18 protein-coding genes are annotated in these 23,714 nt (G+C 39.9%); 6 read left to right on the top strand and 12 right to left on the bottom strand.

What is annotated here, in order from left to right:
- Positions 1 to 30: 30 nt before the first annotated feature.
- Entirely contained in the window at positions 31 to 885 is an 855-nt protein-coding gene (locus JXQ92_RS00575) for a universal stress protein (protein WP_421984629.1), read from the top strand.
- 75 nt (positions 886 to 960) lie between these two features.
- Here JXQ92_RS00575 and JXQ92_RS00570 read toward each other — a convergent pair whose 3' ends face one another.
- A complete protein-coding gene (locus JXQ92_RS00570) occupies positions 961 to 1,920 on the bottom strand; it encodes an ankyrin repeat domain-containing protein (RefSeq protein ID WP_421984628.1) in 960 nt (319 codons plus the stop codon).
- 208 nt (positions 1,921 to 2,128) lie between these two features.
- On the opposite strand from JXQ92_RS00570, the gene JXQ92_RS00565 reads away from it, so the two are divergent.
- Positions 2,129 to 2,482 (top strand): translation initiation factor, encoded by a 354-nt coding sequence (locus JXQ92_RS00565; protein WP_421984627.1) that lies wholly within the window; start codon positions 2,129 to 2,131, stop codon positions 2,480 to 2,482.
- 1 nt (position 2,483) lies between these two features.
- The gene (locus JXQ92_RS00560) at positions 2,484 to 3,410 is read left to right on the top strand and encodes an alpha/beta fold hydrolase (protein WP_421984626.1); all 927 of its coding nucleotides are present in this window, start codon (positions 2,484 to 2,486) and stop codon (positions 3,408 to 3,410) included.
- Positions 3,411 to 3,421: 11 nt separating this feature from the next.
- Here the strand turns inward: JXQ92_RS00560 and JXQ92_RS00555 are convergent, their stop codons facing one another.
- Positions 3,422 to 3,961, bottom strand: a complete 540-nt coding sequence (locus JXQ92_RS00555; protein WP_421984625.1) for an NADPH-dependent FMN reductase — start codon at positions 3,959 to 3,961, stop codon at positions 3,422 to 3,424.
- A gap of 162 nt (positions 3,962 to 4,123) precedes the next feature.
- Between JXQ92_RS00555 and JXQ92_RS00550 the strand changes: the two genes are divergently transcribed.
- Positions 4,124 to 7,219 carry a VPS10 domain-containing protein gene (locus tag JXQ92_RS00550; RefSeq protein WP_421984624.1) on the top strand — a complete coding sequence of 1,032 codons (3,096 nt, stop codon included), beginning with the start codon at positions 4,124 to 4,126 and terminating at the stop codon, positions 7,217 to 7,219.
- Positions 7,220 to 7,236: 17 nt separating this feature from the next.
- On the top strand, positions 7,237 to 7,719 hold the full coding sequence (locus JXQ92_RS00545; RefSeq protein WP_421984623.1) for a GNAT family N-acetyltransferase: 483 nt from the start codon (positions 7,237 to 7,239) through the stop codon (positions 7,717 to 7,719).
- 45 nt (positions 7,720 to 7,764) lie between these two features.
- Here JXQ92_RS00545 and JXQ92_RS00540 read toward each other — a convergent pair whose 3' ends face one another.
- The 3 genes from JXQ92_RS00540 to JXQ92_RS00530 all read right to left on the bottom strand — a co-directional run bounded on the left by JXQ92_RS00540 (position 7,765) and on the right by JXQ92_RS00530 (position 10,207).
- Positions 7,765 to 8,652 carry a dienelactone hydrolase family protein gene (locus tag JXQ92_RS00540; protein ID WP_421984622.1) on the bottom strand — a complete coding sequence of 296 codons (888 nt, stop codon included), beginning with the start codon at positions 8,650 to 8,652 and terminating at the stop codon, positions 7,765 to 7,767.
- A gap of 86 nt (positions 8,653 to 8,738) precedes the next feature.
- Positions 8,739 to 10,040 carry a carboxypeptidase-like regulatory domain-containing protein gene (locus JXQ92_RS00535; RefSeq protein ID WP_421984621.1) on the bottom strand — a complete coding sequence of 434 codons (1,302 nt, stop codon included), beginning with the start codon at positions 10,038 to 10,040 and terminating at the stop codon, positions 8,739 to 8,741.
- A complete protein-coding gene (locus tag JXQ92_RS00530; RefSeq protein ID WP_421984620.1) occupies positions 10,037 to 10,207 on the bottom strand; it encodes a hypothetical protein in 171 nt (56 codons plus the stop codon). The genes JXQ92_RS00535 and JXQ92_RS00530 overlap by 4 nt, the downstream gene beginning before the upstream one ends.
- Positions 10,208 to 10,331: 124 nt before the next feature.
- On the opposite strand from JXQ92_RS00530, the gene JXQ92_RS00525 reads away from it, so the two are divergent.
- A complete protein-coding gene (locus JXQ92_RS00525; RefSeq protein ID WP_421984619.1) occupies positions 10,332 to 10,838 on the top strand; it encodes a DUF6155 family protein in 507 nt (168 codons plus the stop codon).
- A 7-nt stretch (positions 10,839 to 10,845) separates the two neighbouring features.
- Here JXQ92_RS00525 and JXQ92_RS00520 read toward each other — a convergent pair whose 3' ends face one another.
- From JXQ92_RS00520 to JXQ92_RS00490, 7 genes are all read right to left on the bottom strand, one after another.
- Positions 10,846 to 11,529 carry an SCO family protein gene (locus JXQ92_RS00520; RefSeq protein WP_421984618.1) on the bottom strand — a complete coding sequence of 228 codons (684 nt, stop codon included), beginning with the start codon at positions 11,527 to 11,529 and terminating at the stop codon, positions 10,846 to 10,848.
- Positions 11,519 to 12,106 carry a toxin-antitoxin system YwqK family antitoxin gene (locus tag JXQ92_RS00515; protein ID WP_421984617.1) on the bottom strand — a complete coding sequence of 196 codons (588 nt, stop codon included), beginning with the start codon at positions 12,104 to 12,106 and terminating at the stop codon, positions 11,519 to 11,521. Before JXQ92_RS00515 ends, JXQ92_RS00520 begins: the two co-directional genes overlap by 11 nt.
- Positions 12,093 to 12,917: a YHYH protein gene (locus JXQ92_RS00510; protein ID WP_421984616.1), complete on the bottom strand. Its 825-nt coding sequence runs from the start codon at positions 12,915 to 12,917 to the stop codon at positions 12,093 to 12,095. The genes JXQ92_RS00515 and JXQ92_RS00510 overlap by 14 nt, the downstream gene beginning before the upstream one ends.
- Positions 12,918 to 12,990: 73 nt before the next feature.
- Positions 12,991 to 15,570: an FtsX-like permease family protein gene (locus JXQ92_RS00505; RefSeq protein WP_421984615.1), complete on the bottom strand. Its 2,580-nt coding sequence runs from the start codon at positions 15,568 to 15,570 to the stop codon at positions 12,991 to 12,993.
- Between the two features lie 217 nt (positions 15,571 to 15,787).
- Positions 15,788 to 18,397 carry an FtsX-like permease family protein gene (locus JXQ92_RS00500; RefSeq protein ID WP_421984614.1) on the bottom strand — a complete coding sequence of 870 codons (2,610 nt, stop codon included), beginning with the start codon at positions 18,395 to 18,397 and terminating at the stop codon, positions 15,788 to 15,790.
- Positions 18,394 to 21,057 (bottom strand): ABC transporter permease, encoded by a 2,664-nt coding sequence (locus JXQ92_RS00495; protein WP_421984613.1) that lies wholly within the window; start codon positions 21,055 to 21,057, stop codon positions 18,394 to 18,396. Before JXQ92_RS00495 ends, JXQ92_RS00500 begins: the two co-directional genes overlap by 4 nt.
- 14 nt (positions 21,058 to 21,071) lie before the next feature.
- On the bottom strand, positions 21,072 to 23,708 hold the full coding sequence (locus JXQ92_RS00490; RefSeq protein ID WP_421984612.1) for an FtsX-like permease family protein: 2,637 nt from the start codon (positions 23,706 to 23,708) through the stop codon (positions 21,072 to 21,074).
- Between the last annotated feature and the right edge of the window lie 6 nt (positions 23,709 to 23,714).

Below are 23,714 nucleotides of genomic sequence, written 5' to 3'. Positions count from 1 at the left end.
TTAAAGATTTAAACCATAAACCCAAAAGCCATGAAAACGATACTTGTACCAACCGACTTTTCAGAGCAAGCGAACAATGCACTGTATTTAGCCACTCAGATTGCCCGAAAATCTGGTGCTAAGATTTTGATTGTGAATGTAATCGAGGGAATCAGAAACTTCTCTTTTAATACCATGGGTGAATCGAACGCTGCCATGGGGGAAGAAGTGTTTTTGGTGAAAAAACTTATTGAACAAGTGAATGAAAGGATGGCTCAGCTGATTTCTGATAGCATGTTCGACGGCATAGAAGTAGCCACCGAAGTAGAAATGGGTAGTCCCTATGAAAGTATTTCTCGGGTAATAGCTGGCCATAATGCCGACCTAGTAGTAATGGGAACTGTGGGGATGAGCGGGCTCGAAGAAGTACTCATAGGTTCGAATACCGAAAAAGTAGTTCGTCATGCAAAGTGTCCAGTGATTACACTCAAGAAAAAGGTATCGTTGGAAGATATTCAGAACATCGTTTTTGCGACTAACCTCGATAGTGATCAAACTGCGATTATTGAGAAGCTAAAAGTGATGCAAGATATGACGGGAGCGACACTCCACTTAGTAAAAGTCAATACGCCGAACCATTTCCATACTCAGCATCAAATGACTGAAGAATTTGAAGACTATTTGGAAAAACATCAGCTGAAGAATGCCAACACGAATATCTATAATGAGATTACTGAAGAAGATGGGATTCTCCGTTTTGCGGAGGACTTAGGGCCATGTATGATTGCGATTGGCACTCATGGAAGAACAGGCTTGCTCCATTTGCTCAGCGGTAGTATTGCGGAAGACTTGGTGAACCATTCCGACAAGCCTGTATGGACCATGTCCATGAAGCATGCTAAATAAACACTGTAAGTATAAAATAGAAAGGGCTTCTAGTTTACTAGAAGCCCTTATGTGTTTATTGGCTAAGGTTTTACCCTACTTGGCGCCTTGTTTACTTAGGTATTCCACTATAGCAAGGTGACCTTCTTTTCTTGCCATTCTTAATGGACTTCTTATTTCACCATTTTCGCGAGTAAAGAAGTTTATGTCAGCGCCCTTGGCAATTAATAGTTTTACCGCTTCAAGGTGACCATTCCAAGCAGCAGCAATTAGCGGAGTTTCATCTCCAGGTACTTCTTTATTCACTTGAGCTCCCTCTTCAATCAGAAGTTCTATGATTTGAATATGACCATTTTTGGCAGCCATTATAAGCGGACTTGCATCTCCGTTCACCCCTTTATTGACATAAGCGCCTTCTTCAATTAGATATTTGACCATATCAATATTTCCTTTTTTAACCGCCATAATCAATGGGCTGCCATCGCCGTCCGAAGATCTGTTAGGGTTAGCACCCTTTTTAAGGAATAGTTTTACAACGGCTGCATTGCCACCATTTACAGCAGCTATTAAGGGTGTGCCGTCGCCAGCAACATTGCTTTTTACTTTAGCGCCATATGCTATTAGTGCGGTTGATAGCTCAAAATCGCCGGCTTTGGCCGCCGAAATTAATGCGTTACCATCCCCTGAGATATTTCTATTCGCCTTAGCGCCATTTTTAAGTAAAAGCATAGCCACATCAGTATGTCCATTTCTAGCCGCTGCAATGAGTGCGGTGGCATCGCCTTTACCTCTTAAATCGACCTTAGCTCCGGCTTTGAGTAATAGTTTAGCAGCATCTAGCTGATCTTCTCTAGCCGCAGCATTCAAGGCTGTTCTAGGTCCGTTCTTTACCTGATAAACACAATTCGGATTAACGCCCTCGTTGAAGAACTTTTCCATGGCATTCAGATCACCCGATTGAGTGGCCGAAATTAGATCGGCGCAACTAGATTGACCATAAGTGGGTATGACCGCACCTACCGTCAAAAGCAAGAATATTGAGATTCGTTTATACATAATCTTATTGTTTTAAAGTGTTTGACGGTGTATCAGTATTCTAAATACATGCCATTTGGGAAATAAGGCTTATGGTATGCTGAAAAGCATGTTTTGGTATATGGTTTTATTGAGAGTTGTTCTAAAAATGGACAAGACTTTCGGGAAATGGTCAGTATCCTTAGCCATTATTTCATACTGATTCACCTAAAATATTAACTTTGAAACCATGGGAAGAAAGAATTCGAGAGACAAAGGCAGAAATGGTGTAGTTTATTCAACGAATGACGATTACAGCTATGATTATGATGGCGATCAGGAAGATGAAACGCTTGCACCTAGCGATCAGAATTTAAAAGTTATGCTCGATAAAAAGAGCCGTGGAGGGAAGCAAGTCACCCTTGTAGAGGGCTTTGTTGGGACTGAAGACGATTTGAAAGCACTCGGTAAACAACTCAAATCGAAATGTGGAGTTGGCGGGTCGGCTAAGAATGGTGAGATACTGCTTCAAGGTGATTTCAGAGACAAAATAATGCAGCTACTTCAGGCCGAAGGCTATCGCGTAAAAAGAGTTGGGGGATAAGATGAAAACGACGCTCCGTCTTACCCTTTTAATGCTAATTGCTGGCTTAATTGGCTGCTCGATTCCGAAAGAAGTTCTGGTGAAAGAAGGAACACTCATGATTAATGGGTCGGAAGTTTTTTATAAGACGATGGGTGAGGGGGAGCCGCTAATAGTTATTCACGGCGGACCAGTTTTAGATCATTCCTATTTGCTGCCACACTTAGAACCATTAGCCCAAGATTATCAGCTTATTTTTTATGACCAAAGAGCCAGTGGACGCTCTTCCGTCGAGATCGATTCTGCTTCTATGTCCATGTCAGGTTTCATGGAAGATGTTGAGTTGATCAGAAAAGCACTTCAACTTGATAAAATTAATTTACTAGCGCATTCATGGGGTGGCCTAATCGCTATGAATTATGCCATAAAGTATGATCAAAACCTCAATCACCTGATCCTCTCAAATTCAATTGCACCCAATGTTGCCGATTGGCAAGCAGAGAATGCCGTAGTCGCTCAAAATATTGACCCTGAAATACAAAACAAGCTGAATAACATTGTGAGTAGCGGACTTCTTAGAACAGAAGACCCTCGAGAATATATCAACGAAATGATGACATTGTCCTATCACGTACAAATGTACGATACTGCCAACTTGAGGAACTTGAAACTTTATATTCCGCAGGATTATATGTTGCGAAACCAGATTTTTGGCTTGTTGGGGCCAGATATGAATAATTTCGATTTATATACCCAGCTAGCCAGTGTAAAAACTCCCACATTAGTTTTATATGGCGAGTCCGAAGGAGCAGTAGATTTACATGCTCAAAAAATGGCTAATTCGTTTAAGCATGGTCAACTTTCGGTAATAGAAAAATCTGGGCATTTCCCTTTTATAGAATCCAATAAGACTTTTTTGGCCCAAGTAGAGGATTTTCTATCAAAATAAAATATTCAGGTTTATTGCTGTTTTATGTGGTTAACGAAGCCACTCAATTCGTTTTGGAAGACGCCATTCAAGTCGCTATCGGTAATGCCTTCTTCCTCAGAGAAGTTCTTCTGAAAAAACGGAAAAGAAAACGTTCCAGCTACATCTGCGCCCTGATGTGGGAAAGTTAATGCTGCTTGATTTAGAACGGTTTGTCCGCCTCTACCACCGGGTGATGTACTCAAGAGTAACATAGGTTTATTAAGCCAAATTTTTCCTTCCAAACGGCTAATCCAGTCCAAAACATTTTTGAAAGCTGTGGCATAACTACCATTATGTTCGGCGAAAGAAACAATAACACCATCAGCAGCAGCTAATAGGGATTTAAAAGTTTTTGCTTTATCAGGGATTCCGCCACTTTCTTCACGATCAGTGCTGAATATTGGCATCTCAAAATCATTCAAATCTACTACCTCAACTTTTGCCCCATCGATTTGATTAGCAGCGTAAATGGCAAATTTTTGGTTGATTGACTTTGAGCTAGAACTAGCTCCAAAGGTTAAAATATTCATGCTTTTAAAAATCTTTTGATTGATGGGTTAACAAGAAATAGTACGGTTAAAGTTCAATAAAAATGCAATAACCCTTTAGAATAGAAGAGTGAAAACCGCTAATAGAATAATAAGCTGAAAGCGAGCGACAGGTATTTATCTTTAATCCTATAAATTATACCTATGAAGTTATCCAAGTATCTATCGCTTTTTACGCTTTTATTCTTTTGTGCACTAAGCATTCAGGCGCAAACTGACCTTTCTCTATTCAAAACTATGGAGCCGAGGTCTATCGGGCCAGCCGGTATGTCAGGCAGAGTTACATCAATTGATGTCGTTCGGTCGAATAAAAATGTCATATACGTTGGTACTGCTTCTGGTGGCTTGTGGAAATCTGTAAGTGGCGGCGTAAGCTGGGAACCACTTTTCGACGATCAAGAAGTTGCCTCTATTGGTGCTGTAGCCATTGATCCTTCCAATGCCAGCACAATATGGGTAGGTACGGGCGAAGGAAACCCTCGTAATTCTTTAAACGGAGGGTACGGTGTTTATCGCAGTTTAGATGGCGGTGAAACTTGGAAGCATATGGGATTAAAGGATACTAAAAATATCCACCGTCTAATCATTCATCCGAACGACCCAAACACGATTTGGGTAGGCGCTATCGGATCACCGTGGACGGAACACGAAGAAAGAGGTGTTTTTAAATCGACCGACGGAGGTAAATCATGGAGAAAAGTACTTTATGATGTTCCGGGTGCAGGTATTTCAGACTTAGTCATCGACCCTGAAAATCCAAATAAGCTGATTGCAGGTATGTGGGAACATCGCAGATACCCTTGGTTTTTTAATTCGGGTGGCCCTGCATCAGGCATTTATATAACACATGATGGTGGTGAAACTTGGGATCGGAAAACTTCTGCCGATGGTTTGCCAAAAGGAGATATGGGTAGAATTGGATTAGCCATAGCCCCTTCAAAACCAGATAGAGTATACGCCTATGTAGAATCTAAAGAAAATGCTTTGTACCGTTCTGATGACGGCGGAAATAAGTGGTATAGAATTTCAAATAAGGGAGATAGAGGCTTAGGTGGAAGGCCATTTTACTATGCAGATATTTATGTTGATACAGAAAATGAAAACCGTGTTTATTCCATCCATACGCAAGCTACTGTAAGTGAAGATGGCGGTAAGAGTTTCGGCGGATTTGTCAATACAGGAATTGTCCATGTAGATAATCATGCCCTTTATATTCACCCAGACGATCCGAATTTTATGGTATTAGGTAACGATGGAGGAATGGTAATGACGCGTAATAGAGGAGGAAGCTGGCACTTTATGGAAAACCTTCCAATAGGTCAGTTTTATCATGTGAGCTACGATATGGAAACGCCTTACAATGTAATGGGCGGCATGCAAGACAATGGTGCTTGGTTGGGGCCAAGTCAACTCCTAAAGCAAGGTGGAATTAGAAATGGTTTTTGGGAAAGAATAGTTGGAGGCGATGGCTTTGATGTAGTTCCAGACCCACTCGATACACGGTATGGCTATTCGTTGAGCCAAGGAGCAAACATTCAAAGATACGACCGTAAGACGGGGCAAATGGTTGGTATAAGGCCAGAACACCCCGATGGAGAACAAATAAGGTGGAACTGGAATGCCGGAGTAAATATTGATCCGATCGACAAGAAAACAATCTACCTAGGTGGTCAGTACCTTTTCAAATCAAGCGATCATGGAGATAATTGGGAAATTATTTCTCCAGATTTAACCACTAACGACCCTGAAAAACAACGTCAGATGGAAACTGGCGGATTAAATTTCGATAACTCAGGTGCAGAAATGCATACAACTATAACCGTTGTATCGCCAAGTAGCTTAGCGGAAGGAATGATCTGGGTAGGTACTGATGATGGAAACGTTCAGTTGACAAGAGATGGTGGTGGAAAATGGGTGAACAGTGCGGGTAAATTTCCTGGCTTGCCAGCCAATAGTTGGGTACAGCAAATTAGACCTAGTACTTACGATGCTGGAACCGCTTTTGTAGTGTTCGACGAACACAGAAGGGATGATTGGAGCCCTTATGTCTATAAAACCACGAATTATGGGCGAACTTGGAAACGCATTGTAAATGATGGAGATGTTTTTGGTTTTGCCATGTCGATCGTTCAAGATCCAGTAGAACCAAACCTGTTTTTCTTGGGCACTGAAGGTGGCCTTTATGTTAGTATGGATGGCGCTGATACATGGGCCAAATGGACGCATGGATTTCCGACCGTGCCAACAATGGATTTGCAGATTCATCCAAGAGAGCATGATTTAATAATAGGCACATTTGGCCGTGCTCTTTGGATATTAGACGATATCCGTCCGTTAAGAGAGGCTACTCAAATGGGAATGAAGAAACTCAAAGAAAAGGAGATTCATACCTTCAGTATTCCTGATGCTACGAATGCTATAATTGGCCCATATTGGGGCTATAGAAGTACGGGAAGCGGTTTGTTTAGAGGCGAGAACAAACCTTTTAATGCTGCAATTAGCTTCTACGCGAAAAAGGCAGGTCGTGTAAAAATGGAAGTCGCCGATGCATCTGGTAAAGTAGTAAGAACACGTTCTTATAATGCAAAAGAGGGAGTCAATAGAGTTTATTGGGGGTTTGAAGCAGATGGTATTCGTCAGCCTGGTTCTAGAAAACCTTCAAGTGCCAATGGAAATAAGCCAAGCGGATATGATGTGTTGCCTGGCACATATACTATTACAATGACACTTAAAGGTGAATCTTCAAGCCAACCTATTAATGTATTGAGAGATATGAGAACCGATTGGGATGATGGAGCGATGCAAGAGAAACAAGCCTTTATCGGTCAGTATTATGCATTGATTAATAAAGTAACAGCGGCGGTAGATCAGCTCACCGAAGCCAATAGCGTACTAGCAGAGATATCTGGTCTTTCAGTAGATAACAAAGAACTTAATAAGAAAACGAGTGAGGCTAAAAAGAAGATCGCTGAACTTCGAGGGTTGATTTTTGAAGCACCTGTGCAAGGATTTAGAAACGATCCGTCGATGCTCTCTAGAATTTTAGGAAATGTTAGAGGCAAAATGGGTGGTAGTTTTAAACCCGTTACTCAACCTCAAACACTAGCCTTGAAAAATGCTTCCAATGCTGCCCAGCCTATTTTGGATAAGATCAGTGCTTTCTTTATTGATGATTGGGAGGCCTATAAGGATTTTGTGAACGGACTTAACCTAGAGTTAGTTAAAAAAATAAATGACTAAAATTTAAAGTAGTCAATATGGAAATAAGAAAAGCCACAAAAGCCGATCATGAAGCCATTTGGGCAATTACTAAACAAGTAATTGCCTCTTGTGAAAGTTTTGTTTTTGCTCCAGACACAAGCAGAGAGCGAATGTTGGCTTTTTGGTGTAATCGTAAAAAACACGTTTTCGTGGCTTTGGTCAATGAACGCGTAGTTGGTACTTTCTACATTTCTGATAATCAGCCCGGTTTGGGAGCACACGTGGCCAACGCGGGTTATATGACAGACCCTTCTTTTGAAGGCAAAGGTGTCGGCTCAGAAATGGGTCTATTTTCTTTAGAGGAGGCCAGAAGGTTGGGGTATAAATCCATGCAGTTCAATATTGTTTTAAAAAGCAATGAACGTGCAGTAAAGCTTTGGCAGCGCCTTGGATTTAAGATTGTAGGAGAGGTACCAGATGTGTTTAATCACCCTACAAAGGGATTGATTAATAGCTATATTATGTGGCAGAAATTGTAAAAAAAGGAGAATCAATAAAAACTGGTTCTCCTTTTTATTTTCAGGCTAAGCCAAGTTCTCTTTAAAGAAACGGATGGTTCTAGACCAAGCTAAATCAGCGGCTTTTTCATCATAGCGAGGTGTAGTGTTATTATGGAAACCATGATTGGCTCCCTCATACACAAAAGCTTCATATTTAACATTATTCGCCTTTAAAGCCTCTTCAAATGCAGGCCAGCCAGCGTTTACGCGTTTGTCTAAACCGCCATATTGAAGCATCATGGGCGAATTGATATTGGCCGTATCTTCGGCTGAAGGTTGTCCTCCATAAAAAGGGACAGAAGCAGAAAGTGTTGGCACTTTAACTGCCATCATGTTGGCTATCCAACCACCAAAGCAAAATCCTACAACACCAATTTTACCGTTACAATCTGGGTGATTTTTTAAGTATTCATAAGCCGCGATAAAATCCTCTAACATCTCATTTCTATCGCGCTTACGCTGCATAGTTCTACCCTCATCGTCAGTACCTGGGTAACCACCTAGCGGCGTTAAGGCATCCGGTGCTAGAGATATAAATCCGTCCACCGCCGTTCTTCTCCCAACATCTTCTATATAAGGATTAAGCCCTCTGTTTTCATGCACCACCACTACACCAGGTACTTTGCCCGATGTGCCTGTAGGTTTTGAAAGTAAACCCTTTATGCTACCGCCCCCTTTAGGAGAATCATAATTGATATAATCAGAAGACAAACGATCGTCATTTTCAGCAATAAGTCGGGTAGTTTCATAATCAGGCATCATGCTACTCATCAATGTCGAAACGGTAAGGCCACCGATAGCGTAGATAGATAGCTTTTCAACGAATTTTCGCCTATCAATTTTATTGTGGGCGTAGTCATCATATAAATCAAAAACTTCTGGGTTGATTTCTTCTCTCGATAATTTTTTCATAAGGCTTAGTCTTGAGCTTGTCACCTTAAGATAGTCATTTTGTAATGTTTAGGGAAGTTTAATTGTGAAGGGTGGTAGACGAACAGCTACTTGAATTGATCGATCAGTGCAAGAATTGACTGGTGATCCTGCAATTGCTTCTCGGTCAGTCTATTGCTAGGAGATACTAGTTGTCGGTTAGTAAAATTCCGAAAACTTGGCTTGAGTTTTTCTAAATCAACCTTACTGCATAGTATGCAGGTAGATTGGTCGAATGGGAACGCAGCTTGATTCCAGAAATCTTCAGAATAAATTACAATAGGGTTTATGCTGTAACTATTCACAAGTCCAAATAAATTATTATTTAGCGAGAGTTGAGCATCTTTTTGGAGAATGGTCTGAAATTCGGTGATATGGTTAAGCCCGTTTTTTGTGTATTCAACACTGCCAAACTTTATATAAGGAACTCCATTGATATAATTGAACCCTAAGAGAATATCTGCCCCTAAGTTTTGGTGAAATGGGTGGCTCCAAATGTAATTGCTGCTGTATACTATTTTCTGAATTTGGTAATTATCGCTATTCACGAATAGTTTCCCTTTATCGTTTCCACTATTAAACTGTATGACTAACACCTCATTATTTGATTCCGTGTAACTAGAATCAAGCTTAAATCGGTACTTATTGAATCTATTTTCAGCCAGTAGGCCACGTGTTTCGAGTACTCTATATGTTCTTAAAACACTTCCGCCGGAAGATTGAACTCCATTATTTACTACTCCCCCCAAATTACTACCATAGGCAAACCAAGTAGGGCTATCTGCAAAGGCCCTTGTTTGTTCATTTATGAAATTATAGTTGGCATAAGTAGCCCATTGCTTGTTTTTTACATAAACAGAATAGCCAACACTTTCTATATACATAATGGGCTCGTTACCTTGAAAAGCCATTTCACGATACTGAGCGTAGGCTATATGCGAATCACTATTTTTCTTAGCATTGAAATCCTTGATGACCCTTCGCATAAAAGACTTCACTTTGAACTTTTTAGCTTTAGCCACCACATTTACGGAAGCTAAATTTTTAGCTTCTACAGACAGCCCATAAGCTTTACCCTGTTCAAACTCACTAATGATTATAGATCGTTTTTTGAAGCCCAAGAATGACAATTCGATCGCATCCGAGCTATCGGCACTAGGGATATAAAATTGAAAATACCCATCTTGATTACTTGCGATGCCTAAGTTTTTATTTGGGTATGCTATGGTAGCAAAAGGAAGTCCTTCGCCCGTTTCAGCGTCGATTACACGACCTTTTAGTATTACTTCGGTTTGGCCAAATGTTACCTTTCGACAAACAAAAAACATGAATGCTAAGGAGAATAGAACAAATAGAAATCTAATTTTCACGAAGGGTCTGTCTTAATTCTGTTGTCTAAAAACGCTTGAATTTGAAGAATGGTTGGCTTTTGCTTTACCAATTTGTCACCAGTAGTCGATGCCGTTTTTACTTCGTTTAATTTAGCTAAGGCGAAAGTCCATTGTAAGTATTTTGGCAATCGGTAAAAGTGATTCATTCTATGAATAAAACTGAAATCCAATAGATAAGTTTTAAAGCTAATGCTTAATTAGATTATTTGAGCTAATGATAATATCGGATATTCGTGATAGTTTAATTGTCTATAATGTCATCTTTGATTTATGAGTAAAAGAGCCCTTGTAAAGTATCTGCAATCTTTGAATAAGCAAGAACTCGAAGATCAAGTGCTTGATTTGTATACTCGTTTTAAACCGGTTCAGACTTATTACAATTTTGTATTCAACCCTAAGGAAGACAAAATGGTGGAGGAGGCTAAACTGAAAATTGCCAACGAATATTTTCCTTTAAAAAGGAAACGAGCTCGCGCCAGAAGATCAGTTGCTCAGAAGTATATCAAACAGTTTTTATTGCTCGGTTTAGATCCCGTATTAATAGCTGAGGTTATGCTTTTCAATTTAGAAACAGCGCAGCGGTTCAATGCTAAAAAACGCATTAATCAAGAGGCCTTTTATAAAAGCATGTTCAATTCTTTTGATCAGGCTATTTCCTTTGTGGAGTCAAACGGCCTAAGAGCAGTTTTTAAAGATAGAATTCGCGCAATTGTGGAAATCGCATGGGATCAGGAATGGTACAATGCAGAAGGCATGGAAAACAAAGTGGCCAGCTAAGCTTTCACTATTCCTCGCTTTTATCTGAAGAACTCAACTCTTCTTTTAAAGTATTAATGTCTGCAATTAATTGAGCCACTGAAACCTTATTCAGACCGTTATAAATGCCACGGATATGACGATTTTGATCGATGAGCACGAAATTTTCGGTATGTAAAAACTCATCTTCGGTTTTCTCAAGGCCTAGGTCTTCTTCTACAAAGTAAGATTTTCTTCCTAGGTCATATATTGCTTGCCGATCACCAGTAAGGAGCTGCCATTTGTTCGCATTTATGCCATTTCTTTCGGCGTAAGATTTCAATACGGAAACGCTATCAGTTTCCGGTGTTACTGAATGTGAAAGGAGCATAACGTCTTCGTCATCAGTAAATGCAGCCTGTACCAACTGCATATTCGTCGTCATTTTAGGGCAAATGCCTGGACAAGTGGTAAAGAAGAAATCTGTTACATATATTTTACCCTCTAGTGTTTTTTCGGTCACTACTTCACCAAGTTGGTTGGTTAAGGAGAAAGCAGGTATTTTATGAAAACTATCAAGTACTGGACTGCTTTTATCCAGCCATTGAGGGGTGAAAGTTGCCTCTTGATAATAAGGCAAAGCGTCATTTTTGCTGACTTTTTCTTCAGACTTTTCGCTTGTGCATGATGCTACTAAAATCAAACACAATAGGGTGATTAGGTTAGTCTTCATAGGTGATACTTTCATTGTCTAATTGATAGCATAAATTCGATCTTTTAAGGCCATAAATTCGACCACTTTTTGCTTCATAGTTAACATAGAGTTTGCCGTTTTCTCGCCAGGCCCTTTGTAATCCAGATTCTTTGCCAGCTACTAAATTTGTTTCCTTGAAGAGTAGGCCTGATTTGTACCATTTTTTTTGCGGCCCATCTAAAACACCATTGTCAAATGTCGCTTCAGAATGTTTCAGTCCATTTTTCCACCAAGTAGTCGAAATTCCATGCAATCTTCCGTTTTGATAATTGGCTTGATAACTTTTTGAGCCATCGATAAAGTTTTTGGTCAGCTTTCCATGCCGTTTGCCGTTATAAAAATCTGCACGCTCTAGTAAAACGCTATCAGCTGATAAGGTGATAGCCGTTCCAGAAAACGGCTTATCGTTGAAAGTAAAAATTCCTGCCTCAGCCTTGAGAATAAGGTCGGCTTTATGAATAACCAAATTGCCTTCAGATTCCGAATTGTATTGGAATCCAAAGGCACAAATGGCCGTCAGAAAAATACTTCCTAATATTACTTTAATTGATCGCATTGGGAGTTCCTTGATAATCACCTGGAAATAAAATATAGTATTGGTTTAGGTAAAGCTCATTTTGCGTATGGTAGTGGTAAATGGCCGTATTATGGAACTGCGTTGTGGCAGTGTGTCCTCCAGAAGCGTCTAAATCCATTGGATAAGTTCCATTTGATGCACATTTTCGTCCATAAAGAAAGAAGCCATCTGAAATAATTCCAATCAATGCTGTATCATCAATAGACCAAGCTTTAGGTTCTAAATGATAATGATAGCTCTGTGGGCCAGTATGTGCTCCGGAATAATCGAGTGAGGGAGCGGCATCATCTAAAGGCACATTAGGGCCTTCCTGATCATTATAAATTACTGCTCCACTTATGGCTATTCCAATAGCACCAAGTCCGGTTGCAGAACTGGTACTTGCTTTAGTTGGGTTAGCGGGTACTCGTAAAGTATAGGATCCGTTGAAATCGTCAATATTGCCTGGTGCCATTTGCTCATGAGACGTTACTGTAGGTTCTACAAACAAAGCGTGATTTGTGGCTGCCGCTGGAGTAGTCAGCGTCATGTTTCCATTTTGAGCAGTTCTGGCAGTGGTATTAGACCAGTAAGGAGATGTGTGGTTCGGAAGGCCATTAGTTTCAATTACAACTTGACTACCATCGAGGTAGATGTTTAAATTATCGTTGTCGAATTCTTCAAAGGCAGAAGACAATTCTACATCTTCATCTTGATCAATATCAGTATCTGAATCAGTGCCGTCATCATTGCTGCAACTCCATGAGAGTAGTGCTAAAAATAGGAGTGGTAGGGCAAATTTGTGTTTCATGTCTCCAAGTTTTGTTTCCCTTATAGATGATAAGGAGAAACAAAACTTGCGCACTATCTTGAAAAAAAATGAATTATTCTGCTCTCAAAGTATCCACAGGATTGGTGTTGGCTGCTTTGACGGTTTGAAAGCTAACGGTTAACCAAGCAATGATCAAGGTAGTTAAGCCTGCCAAACCAAAATACCACCATTTTAATTCAATGCTGTAGGAGAAATCAGCCGTCCATCGCTGAGCGGCAAAGTAGCTGACAGGTAGGCCAATGATCATAGCCAGCATAACCATTTTAGTGAAATCAGCAGATAATAGCTTAATAATACGCCATGTACCTGATCCTAGAGCCTTACGAATTCCTATTTCTTTTGACCGCTTTTCAGCGGTAAATACTGTCAACCCAAGTAAGCCCAAACAAGAAATAATTACGGCAACAATTGAAAAGGATTTGGCCAGTGTAGAGACGCGTTGCTCTGCTACATACATACGTTCAAAATCAGAGTCGATAAACCGATATTCAAAGGGTATTTCCGTATTGTACTCTTCAAAAATACCCTTTACAATTGCCATTGTTCCTATTATGGCGTCTGCACGGAGTTTGACGAGCGTTTTACCCAGATCTCCATTCGACAAAATGAATGTAGGCATGATGTCGTTGTAAAAAGAGTCAGTATGAAAATCCTTCACAACCCCTATGATCTCTCTGTCTTTGCCCCATAATTGAATGGTTTTTCCGATGGGGTCTTTAATTCCCATGGCTTCAATGGCGGTTTCATTGAATATTATTTTATTGTCTTCACCTGCTCGCTTGTTATCATAAGTTCGTCCAGAAACCAATTCAATGCCCATGGTTTCTATGAATCCGAAACCCATTTCTAAGTTCGCAAAGCTTACATAATTGTTCTTTTCCTTTCCAGGCCAGCTTAAGTAAGAAGTTCCTCCATGGTTTCCGGTCAGGTCATGATCAGCACTAGCCGCGTGAATTACCCCTGGAAGATTGCTGATTCTATCTATAAATACATCGTAGGACTCCTCTGCAATTCCGGTATTACCAAAGTAGACTACGTTTTCTTTGTCATAACCGAGGTTTTTGGAATGAATAAAGTCTATTTGAGCAGAAATAACCATAACCGCTGAAATGAATATTATGGTTATGGAGAACTGGAAGATCACCAGGCTCTTTCTAATAAAGGCATCGCCAAAAGTCTTATGCTGTCTGCTTTTTAGCATAGAAATGGGATTAATGGATGAAAGGTATAGTGCGGGATAGCTACCTGAGAGTATACCCACAATCAGGGTAATCGCAACCAAAGCACTGGCAAGTTCGAGCGTGAAATCCAAGGATAGGTTTTTGCCAGTTAACACATTGAAGAATGGCAACAAACCCAAGACAATGGCAATAGCTACAACGAGTGCCATAAATGCCATCAACATTGACTCACTTAGGTATTGTGCAGCTAGTGTTTTCTTTTTGGCCCCAATCGTCTTTTTTACACCAATTTCTTTTAGTCGGTTGCCAGCTTTGGCTGTGGTAAGGTTCATGAAATTAATGCAAGCTATGGCCAGTACGAACACCCCGATCAGGCTGAAAAGAAGTACATAAGAAGCTCTTCCACCTGTTTGTTGTGCATCGGTAAATACACCATTCAAATATCGATCTTGAAAAAGTTGCAAACTCAGGGTGTTTTTGGCCCAATCATTCTTGGTTTTGAGGAAGTTTTCAATTTTAGCATTGAAAGCATTGATATCAGCACCGTCACGCATTACCAAATACGTTGCATCATTATTGTTCGCCCATAGATTATAATTCTCATGATGTTCTTCAAGAAGTCCCATAGGAAATAGCATTTCAAAGTCTTTAGAAGAATGCTTTGGTGCCTCAAAGATTCCAGAAACAGAGTAAAGGCCTGACATTTCTTCTTGATGCCATTCTATGGTCTGACCTACAGCATCCTCTGGAGAATCAAATAGTTTTTGTGCTAGTTTATTCGAAAGAAGTACTGACTTGGTGTTGGGCAGTGGGTTATCAATATTTCCTATGAGTAACTCATAAGAAAATACTTTGAAGAAGTCCTTGTCTATATGGTTGTCTTCAGCAGTAAATGTGACTTCATTAAAACTGATATAACCTGGTTGATCAGCCCAATCTTCGTTGACTGATATCGCCATTTCAACTTCTGGAAAGTCTTCTTGAAATGACTGAGCTAAAAGTCTTGGTGTATAGGTTTTGGTTTTCACTTGACCTCCCCAACGGTCGTGGTTAAGTACCTGATAAAGACGGTCACCGTGCTCATGAAATTTATCAATATTGAGTTCGTCCGTCACCCACAAATAAATGAATAAGGTACAAGCCAAGCCACTGGCCAAACCAATAAGATTAATTAAGAAAGTGCTTTTAAATCGCATGAAACTGCGATAGCTGATTAGAATGTTGTGTTTGAACATGGCTATTTTATTTATTGAGAACTGACTTTTTCCTTTGAAAAAAAGGTGAACGACTATACTCAGCACCTCTATGAGGTAGAGCAGTTTGGCTTTTAGAGGTCCTTTAGTTTTAAGATTTTGGTAGAATAACTCTTCCAGATCCCAAAGGGCCGTTGGTAGAAAATCGTAAGAACAAAAGCTTTCAAGTAGCCATTGACCGAATTTTGGAGGCTTCATATTTTTATTCTCTTTATTCATACATTTCTGACCGTGATTGATTTCTCATTGTCTCATCGGACAATGTTATTTATTTAAACTCTATTTAGTAATAAATACCAACAGTTACAATATGTTACGGAAAAGAGAAGAAATATTTTCGAAGGTTGCATGAACCCGATCAAAAATATTTTTGGGGGAGTGAGGCTATGTTAGATACATAGTGCCAAGAATGTTTTTATTCACTTCTTAAATTTTCTGTGATGTTGATTTTCGCCGACTTGGTGGTTTGAGTAAATATGGTTAGCCAAGCCACTAGGAGCATTAGAACGCCGGCAAGGATGAAGTAAACTGGCGATAACTCGATTCGATAAGCAAAGCCATCCAGCCACTCACGCATGAAGTAATAACTTACTGGCAATGCGATGAAGATTCCACCTAAGACTAAAACCATGAATTCGTTCGATAGCATTCTGATAATCTCGACGCTTTTTGAACCTAGTACTTTTCTTATGGCAATTTCTTTGAACCTTCTTTGCGAACTAAAGGCAGTAAGTGCTAACAGACCTAAGGAAGAAATGGCTATGGCAATTCCGGCAAAATATTTCGAGAGCACTGTAATTCGTTGTTCTGAGGCATAAACTGCCTGATATTCATCATCCAGAAATTTAAATTCAAAAGGGTACCCTTCATTAAAGTCTTTATAAACCTCTTCGATAGCTGCTATTGTCTCAGTTTCTTTTCCTGCCTGTAACTTTAAAATAACCTTTTGTCCATAGTCACTGATTGAAAAGAAAAATGGCTTTACCTTTTCTTGTAAAGATTGAAAGTGGAAGTTTTTGGCCACCCCGATAATTTCTTTAGTAGGGGCGTTTGGGTTTAGGTTGCCAAATTTTTGACCTATCGGATTCTCGAGCTTTATCATTTCGAGCGCTGCTTCGTTAAGAATAATGCCATCAACGTCAGTGGCGTATTCTTTGGAGAAAGTTCTTCCTTCTTTGAGCGTAATTCCTAGTAGATCTGGCAATTCATATCCACCGCGGATTTGGTAGAATCTTAGTTTTCTATCTTCATCACTCATGCCTTCCCATTTATATCCTTGAGAATAACCAATGCTACCAGGAAGGTTTCCGCTCATTTGCGAAGCGTGTGTTACCCCCGTAATATTCTTAATGGCGGTCATGAATGGCTGGAAATTTTCTGTGATTTTTCCCTCCTTAGGAAATGTAATGATGTGATCTTTATTATAGCCTAAGTTCTTGTTTTGAATAAACTCAACTTGTTTATAGACCACAATAACAGAAGCGATAAGTATAACTGAAACGGCAAATTGAAAAACCACAAGCCCTTTTCTTATCCAAATGCTGTTGCCGTGGCTTTTGAGCTTTCCCTTAAGAGCAACAATTGAATTAAACCCTGAAAGATGTAAGGCAGGGTATACACCAGAGATTACTCCAGTAATGAGGGTTATTAGCAAAATCGCAGAAATGAGATTAAGAGAAATGTCGAAGCTTAATTGCTTACTTGTGATCTCATTGAATTGGGGAAGTAATAAATAGGCAATGCTCATGGCCAATCCAAGGGCTAAGAATGCCATGAAAATTGACTCTCCAAAATATTGTCTGACGAGTGATTTTCTGCCTGCACCGATCGCTTTTTTCACGCCAATTTCCTTCAATCTTCTAGAAGCATTGGCCGTTGAAAAATTCATATAATTAATACAGGCGATCACCAGAATAAAAATGGCGATAAGGGAGAATAATCTTACATAAATGATTTTTCCGGGCTGTGGGAGTCCATTTTCATAATTTCCATAGAGGTATCTTTCCGAATAAGGCTGAGCGTACAGAATGTAGTTGGAATTCTCCCATACGGTTTTCAAATAGTCTTTGACTTTGACATTGAACTGGTCTAAATCAACACCCTCTTTGAGTACCAAATGTGCTTGGGTACCACCGTTATACCATTTCATCATCTCTTCATTTCGAAAGAGTTCGTAGCTCAATAGAACATCGGAAGGCTTTGAAGAATTGAGGACTGATTTAAAAACCCCTGAAACCAGATAGGAGCCTCCATAATCTTCATCTTTCAATTCCACCAGTTGTCCCATGGCCTTTTCTGTAGATTGAAATAAACTTAAGGCCAGTTTTTCAGAAATAGCGATCTCTCCTTTGTCGGATAGTATTTCATGCTTGTTGCCGTGGATAAAGTCACCCGGGAATAGATTGAAATACCCCTTGCCTATAAATTGAAATTGTGCTCGTGCATTGTTGTCACCAACCGAAAGAACACCCTTGTAATAGGAGTCTACTATAATAGGGACGGCGTATTCTACCTCGGGCATATTTTCGGCCAAGGCTTCAAATAGAGGGTTGGGTGTCCCATTAATCTCAGTTTGGATAGTGCCAGAGGTGGGATAACTATAGATTATCTGGACATGCCTATCGCTGTCTTTTTCACTGAACTTGTCGGTGTTCAATTCATCATTGACCCATAAATAAATCAAAAGGGCACTTGCCAGCCCAATGGCCAACCCGAAAATGTTGATGAGAAAGGTGCTTTTGAATCTTTTAAAGCTTCTGAATGAGATGAGAATATTATGCTTGAACATGGCTGTTTGATTTATTTGATTTGACCGATTTCGTTTAAGAGCAAAAGGCCTCATGTATTTAAATACCTGATACCAGTAGTTTCTTCTTGCTTTCCAAGTAGAATTTTTCTTTAGTGTTGAATAAAATTTTTCATCCAAGTCACCCAAAACCTCCTCTGCTAGCTCATCTTTTAAGAACCAGAGTAATAGTCTTTCGGCGAGACGTGGAGGGATGATATGGTTTTTGTTTTGGTTCACTCGGACCTCAATCTTGTGGCAGGGTTTATCGTCGCGGCTTTTATAGATTCAAAGCTTACGGTTATTAAAGCAATGGTGAAGGCAAGAAGGGCAGCGAAGCCAAAAATTGACCACGACAAATCAATTCTGTTAGCCATATCGCCCAGTAGCATGTCCATAAGGTAATATCCAACAGGAATAGCTATTATAATGGCAATTAAAATGAGCTTTATAAAATCTGTTGCTAGTAATTTGAAGATCCTTTCGGCAGTGGCTCCTAATACTTTTCTAACGCTTACTTCTTTAATTCTTTGCTCAACTGAATATGCGGAAAGGGCGAAAAGTCCTAGGCAGGCAATGGTTACTGAAAGAATGGAAAAAATAACTAGTAATGTTTTGGCTTGGGTTAACCCTTCATACATCTGCTCAAATTTCTGATCCATAAAGCTGTATCGCAATGGCTGATTTGGTTTAAACGTGTCCCACACATTTTGAATAGACGATAAAGTCTGTTCAACATTACTTGCATCTACCTTTAATGAAAGTATTTCTCTGCCATCACCGAGCACCATGGCTAGCGGTCGGACAGTTCCTGTAAGTGACTCGAAATAAAAGTCTTTTACTACTCCAATAATGCGGTAATTACCATCGAACATGTCAACTACTTGCACATCAATTGGATCTTCAAGATTAAAGCCTTGGGCCATAGATTCGTTGATGATAATTGAATTTTCGTCAGCCATTTCTTTGTTAAAATTCCTACCTTCAATTAAGTCCATACTCATAGTGGCTAAGTAATCTTCATCTATTGCCCAGCGCGCTGCCTCAAAACCTTGATTTAACCCTTTGTCTTTCAAGAGATCAAAGCCAAAATTGGTCCTTCTTCCGCCTTCTACGGGAATGTAATCGCCCAAAGTGGCATACTCAATAGTCGGAATCCTGAGCATTTCCTCTTTCATCACTTGTCGCTCATTTTCATTTAAACCATTAAGCCCTAAAACATTAATAACTTGTTCTTTTTCAAAGCCTAATGACCTTGTCATGAAGTGTTGAAACTGCTTTTGAGACACGAGTGCCGAAATGATTAAAACAACGGTAACGGTAAACTGAAAAACTACCATGCTGTTCCTGAAAAATGATGCCCTTACGCCTTTCGTTACATTCCCTTTAAGCACTTGAATGGGGTTGAATTTTGATAAATAGAAAGCCGGATAAACCCCAGAAAGGAATCCTATTAGGAGTGCCGCAGCGAACAGTGTTGGTATAAACCAATAAGATGTCCAAGGTATACTTATAGACTGTGCTGCGACGTGATTAAATGTTGGAAGAAAAGCCCAAGCAATACAAGCGCCAATGGCTACAGACAGTATACTGTAAAATGAAGATTCTGTAAGGTGCTGAACGATAAGTCCAGAGCGGTGTGAACCGACTACTTTTCTAAGCCCAACTTCTTTAGCTCTTTTGACAGACTTGGCTGTGGACAAATTAATAAAGTTGAGTGCTGCCAGTAGGAGTATAGTCAATGCCACACCACCAAATATCCATATCAGGTCGTGGGTGCCGTGTTTCATGTTATCGGCAACATTTTCTCTGTTCAAATAGATTTTATCAACTGGCTGTAAATAGAATGTCTGATGTTTTTGAATGTCATCAGTACCCGTTTGTCCAGCTTCCTTCAATTCATTTATCACATAAGTATCCCTTATGTCGACCAATTTTTGTTCTAATGCTGCCTTATCTGCATTTGGAACAACTTTTATATAGAAATTGTAATTCGTACAACACCAACCAGAAGTGCCTGGGCCAGTTTTTCTACCTTTCAACGTCATGATAAAATCGCCCTGAAGGTGCGATGTCGTTAAAAAGTCTTCCATTACACCACCAATGGTGTAAGCATTTTCAGTGTCGTCGTTCAGAACAATTTGTTCCCCTACAGGATTTTGGTTAGGGAAATACTTAGCTGCTTTACTTTTGGAAATAACAATGCTATTGGGCATATCGAGGGCCTCTTTTTGACTACCATAAACCATTGGTATTTCTAATATTTCAAGTAATTCAGGGTCGGCATAAAAAAAGCCTGATTCATAAATATTGTTTGGAGAATCGGGCAATCGAATATGGTTTTCGCCAACATTTCCCCATCTCCAGAGCACAACTCGGCTTACGCTTTCTATTTCAGGAATGTATTCTTCCAGAACTGGCTTGAATGGGCCGTGTAAGTTTGCCCATAAATCTGAATATTCTTCGCTCTGATAGCTATTGGCGATTCTGAATATGCGTTCGCCTTCTTCATAATGTTTGTCATAGCTAAGTTCATGATTTATGTAGAGTGAGATAAGGATGCAAGCCGCTATTCCTATAGCAAACCCACCAATTTTGATGGTAGAAAACACTTTATCTCTCAATAAATTTCTCCAAGAAATCTTCAAATAATGTCTGTGCATAGCTGTTGTTTTGGGAAGTTTTAACCTTGTTTTTTTGACAGCAAATGGTCTCATATAGTGTGCTACTTGAAGCCAGTAATTTCGCTTGGCCCTTTTTGCACCATGTTTATCAAAGACCACTTGATATTTTTCCTCTAAATCGCCTTCAATTTCCTCTAAGAGTTCGTTTTTAAGACAACACTTGAGTACTTTCTGAGCGAACTTTGGAGGTGTGATATGGTCCTTCTTTTTTATCAATGAATGGGCCTTTTTTATTCAGTTCTTAATGATTTAACCGGATTTAGAGTGGCCGCCCTTAAAGTCTGTATACTTACAATTAAGAGCGTTACCACTAAGGCCGATATAATAGCAACTGCAAATACCCACCACTCTAGGTCAATGCTGTATTGGTAAGAATCAAGCCATTGGTTTAATGAAGTGTATGAAATAGGAACTGCAATAACCGATGCTATGATGATCAGTATGGCGAAGTCTTTTGAAAGTAGTTTCCAAATACTCATGAGTGTCGCTCCGAGTATTTTTCTAATTCCTACTTCCTTAGTGCGTTGCTCTGAAACGAAAGAGGCCAAGCCATATAGGCCTAAAATGCTGATGAGAATGGCCAGTATGCTAAAGAATGTAATTAGGCTACTTATCCTTTCTTCTTCGGCGAATTTCAAAGCATATTGATCATCTACAAAATTGTACTCGAACGGATGGGTAGGGGCTAAAGACCTCCAAGTACTTTCAATTTTTGGTAGTGCATCCGAAAGGTTGGCACTTGGATTCACTCTTATCAGTAAAAATCGCATGTCAGCATCCATCGGAAAGATAAAAGCAGGCATAGCTGGTTCGAATGGAGATTCCTTAATCATATCGGTAGCTACACCTACAATGGTGTATTCGTTCTTCCCATTAAAACCATCTTTTCTTCTGACCTTCTTTCCGATAGGGTCTTCTAGGTTCATCACTTTAGCCGCCGATTCACTGATAATAATGCCTTTGTCCATGTCTGCGGCTATATTTCTGTCGAAATCCCTGCCCTTTAGAATTTTCCACCCCACTGTTTTACCATACTCTGGCCTAACGAAAATGGTGTTAAATGAGAATTCTCTTTCCTCAGGCGCTCCTGTCCAATCAAAGCCTTGATTTTGCCCTAAAGTGTTGGTCAATGGGTAGTTGGCCTGTGCAATTTCACTGACCATCCCAGTGCCCTTAAGTTCAGTTTGTAAGGTTTCGAAAATTCCACCGTATTCTTGATTTTGAGCCCTTAGTGTAATGAGACCTTCTTGACTATAACCGACTGGCCTATTTTTGGCAAATTGTGTTTGACTGTGAATAGTTATCGTTCCAATGATAAGCGCTATGCTAATGGCAAATTGAAATACAACGAGCGCTTGTCTTAGCTTTTTTCCTCCTGTTCCAAATTTCACCGTTCCACGCAAGGCTTGTATTGGTCTAAATGATGATAGGTAAAAAGAAGGGTAGGCACCGGCCAAAAGTGCTGTGGCAAAAGTGAAAACGAGTGCTGTAAGCCAGAAAGATGGATTGGCAAAGGGTAGGGCAATGGTTTTTTCGGCAATACCATTAAACCATGATAAGAGTGCCACTATGGCGCCTATAGATAGACCGAAAGCTAGAAATACGAAAAGGAATGATTCTGATAAAAACTGACGTATAAGGTCAGTTCTATGCGATCCTATTGCTTTTCTTACGCCCACTTCTTTCATGCGTTTTTGAGATCGGGCAGTGCTTAAATTCATAAAATTAATACACGCTAAAAGAAGTACAAAAGCACCAATGGTTGCGTAAATCCAAATAAAACGTAGCCTTGGACTGGTTTTGAGTACACCGTTTTCATAGTAAGCGTTTAAGTGCCAATCTGACATTGGTTTTACAAAAGCTCGCGGTTTTCTATCCCCTTTCATATGTGGAAACATAGTCTCTTCAATTGCCTTTGATACAGTTTCGTGATCGACTCCTGCTTTGAGTTCGGCGAAAACAGCCATGTTATAGTTGCTCCACTGGAAAAAACCAGGATCGTTATTATAGAATAACCTTAATGGAGCTACGAAATTAGCATCATTGAAAGCTGAGTTCTTCGGAATATCTTGATATACCCCAGTTACCAGTAATTCTCTTCCCGCTCTTAATTTCACGGATTTCGCCATCGGATCAGTATCACCGAAAAGTTTCTCTGCCAGGCTCTCACTCAGCATTATGGAACTCATGTCTTCTAAGCCATTTTGTGTTCCACGTATCATTTTCAGTCCAAGTAAGTCAGGACCATCTACCTGCATATATCTACCCGTCTGGGTAAAACTTGATTGATCAACAGATAAAAGTACTTCTTCAGTACGCCACGGCATGAGCACCACTTTTTCGAAAAAATGAGAGTAGGCCTCTTTAAGGTGTGGTCCTAACTGGCTTACCTGAGAAGTGTTGGTCATAACCTCTCCGTTATTTCTTTCTCTTTGGTGCATGACTTGAACTATCCGATCATAATTGTCGTGATATTTGTTATAAGACAGTTCGTCATTAACCCAAAGCCCAATGAGAAGCGCTACTGTCATTCCAGCGGCTAAACCACCGATATTAATGATTGAGTAAGCTTTGTTCTTTAATAGATTTCGGTAACTGATAAGTAGATTATGTTTGAACATGGCGTTGTTTTTTGACCTGAAAATTCGAGGTGAGTTGATCTTTTTTAATGCGAAAGGGCGTAGGTAACCAAATACTTGAACCCAGTAATTCCTTTTGGCTTTGCTAAGGGAACTTAACCTGCCCTTTTGGAAGAATTTTTCTTCCAAATCTCCCTGTACTTCCTCGGCTAGTTCGTCTTTCAGGAACCAGAGCAGTAATCGCTCTGCCAACCGAGGTGGGGTGATTTGATTATTAGTTTTTTTCATTCAATT

Origin of the sequence: Roseivirga sp., assembly GCF_049099775.1 — a bacterium.
Lineage (GTDB): Bacteria > Bacteroidota > Bacteroidia > Cytophagales > Cyclobacteriaceae > Roseivirga.
This window is presented reverse-complemented; position numbering and strand designations above follow the sequence as displayed.